The sequence below is a fragment of the Pseudoalteromonas sp. 78C3 genome, assembly GCF_002836695.1.
Lineage (GTDB): Bacteria > Pseudomonadota > Gammaproteobacteria > Enterobacterales > Alteromonadaceae > Pseudoalteromonas > Pseudoalteromonas arctica.
On the sequence record NZ_PJAV01000028.1, the window covers coordinates 1 to 2,244 of the forward strand.

Sequence of the window (2,244 nt, forward strand, 5' to 3'; positions counted from 1 at the left end):
GCCTAACACTTTAGTATTTATGCGACACGCAGTTTGTGTTGCATAATCGCTTGTTGGACTGAGGCGCTACCTGCTCGGTGTGTCAGAGTTGGTGTTGTTTATGCTATGGGAATTTGCTTTTTAGAGGCTCTAGCTAAATCAGCTAATTTAATAAGCTTACCTATTATAATTTAAGCTTTCCCTGCATTGCTCAGCGTTTATTATCTATTCATTAAACCGAATGTTTAACCGTTAAGCAAGGATATTTTTCGCTCGCATAGTCGCTATTAGCCTGAGCAATTAAGCAGGTTAACTTATTGATTTGATGCAGCAAGCAAGGCTGCTAACTCGTTCGCGCTATTTTATTTGTCGCCTCATCTAAATTCATCACACCAATAAATCGTAAGGTACCCGTCTTGCATGACTGGCAAGACCAATGGGGTATTAATCGTTCTTGCTCTACCTTCGGCTTCACCGCTTTGCATGGGGTTGCTGATACTTGAGCCTTTATTAACCCTAACTTTCGCTTGCGACATGCATTAGCTAAAAAGCCATAGTGGCGAATGCGCATAAACCCTTTGGGCAATACATGTTGTAAGTAGCGCCGTAAAAATTCATCACAACTCAGAGTCATGACTTTATCGCGGTTGTTATCTGCATAATCGCGGTATTTAAAGCTCACTGTTTCTTCAGTCGCTGACACTAATCGCGATTCTGACATCACGCCTTTTCGGGTATAACGTGCAAGGTAACTGACTAACTTTTCACTGTACGTTAAACAGGCTTTGCTATACACGCACCATTTGGTTGGTGTGCTTACCTTCGCGAATGAACTATCGCATTCATTGAGCGCCGCGAGCATTTTCCCTCTAAACACTGTTGATAATGCTTTAACGGGGTATAAATAGCCTTTTTCTATTTCATGCCAGTGCGCTTTATCAAGCGCGCCTGCGGGTATCAAGCAATGCAGGTGAATATGCTGACTTAAGTTCTGCCCCCACGTATGCAGTACGCTTGTCATGCCTAACTGGCCATGCCTCTTTCGTTTCGCAAATTTACACAGCGTTTGCCATGCGGCTTTAAATAAACAGTGATACAACGCGTTTGGGTTGTAGTGCGCAATGATATTTAACTCATGCGGGAGCGTAAAAACAAGGTGGAAATAGCGACACGATAATAAATCCTCTTGTTGTCTTTGCACCCATTTAGCCGTTGCCATACCTTGGCAACGTGGACAATGTCGGTCTCGACAACTACATCCAATCTTTTGTAACTCACCACAGCTATCACATTGCCATGCTTGATAACCGAGCTGACCCGTTCTGCATGATTGAAGGTGTTGGCAGACTCGTAACTGCTGATAACTCATTATGTGGTGCTGCCGATAATTCCCAAGGCCAGAATTTAAAATATCAGCGAGGTGCAAGCCGCTCATTGGTTTCCCCAACTTGCGAGTAAATCAATACCACCATGCCCTAATTCAGGTAACCAGTGTAAGTAACTTTGCGTGGTTCTAATGTCACTGTGACCAAGCTGATGTTGAAGTTGATGAAGCGGCATCCCTAACTCAAGTTGATGTGTTGCATAAGCATGGCGTAATACATGTGGATTACAGTGCTTTAAACCACACATTTGTGCATGTTTTTTCAATGCCTTTCTGAAGCTTGAGGGTGACATGGGTTTATCCATTAACCATCGTGAATAAAACATCCAGCCCGTTGGGTGATACATTTTCCAATAGCAACGTAATTGATTTAGCACGCTATCTGATACAACAACATAGCGTGACTTATCTCCTTTACCATGTTCAATTAAAATGGTTTTACGCTGTCCATCGATGTCTTGCACTTTGATGCGCAGCAGTTCGCCAATACGCAAACCACATCCATAACACACCACTATCAATGTTTTTAAGCGCATATCCGTGCAACTTTCTATAAGTCGTCGAATATCATCACGCGATAAATAAGTAGGTGCCCGAGGTTTTGCTTTAGGCAAGGCTATGTCTAAGTTCAGTGGGCGATGTAAAATATTCTTAAACAGAAACCAAATGCTGTTTATTTGTATTTTTTGACTCGCTCTGGAGAGCTTGCGAATAGCGGGATCTTTAAAAAAGATATTCAGCTCATCATCAGTAATTAAATCGAGTGGTTTATTAAAATAATGGCTGAGTTTAAGTAAATGCTCGCAGTAACTTTTACAGGTACTTTGCGAATAACCAAGATAGGCTATTTCAGTTTTGACTTGTTCAATGAGTGTATTCAT

Annotated in this window: 2 protein-coding genes; both read right to left on the minus strand. The window is 41.9% G+C overall.

What is annotated here, in order from left to right; all coding sequences use genetic code 11:
• Positions 1–322: 322 nt before the first annotated feature.
• Complete coding sequence (locus CXF76_RS00595; protein ID WP_101162797.1) at positions 323–1,414, minus strand: IS91 family transposase; 1,092 nt, start codon at positions 1,412–1,414, stop codon at positions 323–325.
• Positions 1,411–2,244: tyrosine-type recombinase/integrase (locus CXF76_RS00600; RefSeq protein WP_101162798.1), on the minus strand; the 834-nt coding region annotated here is incomplete at its 5' end. The genes CXF76_RS00595 and CXF76_RS00600, both read right to left, overlap by 4 nt.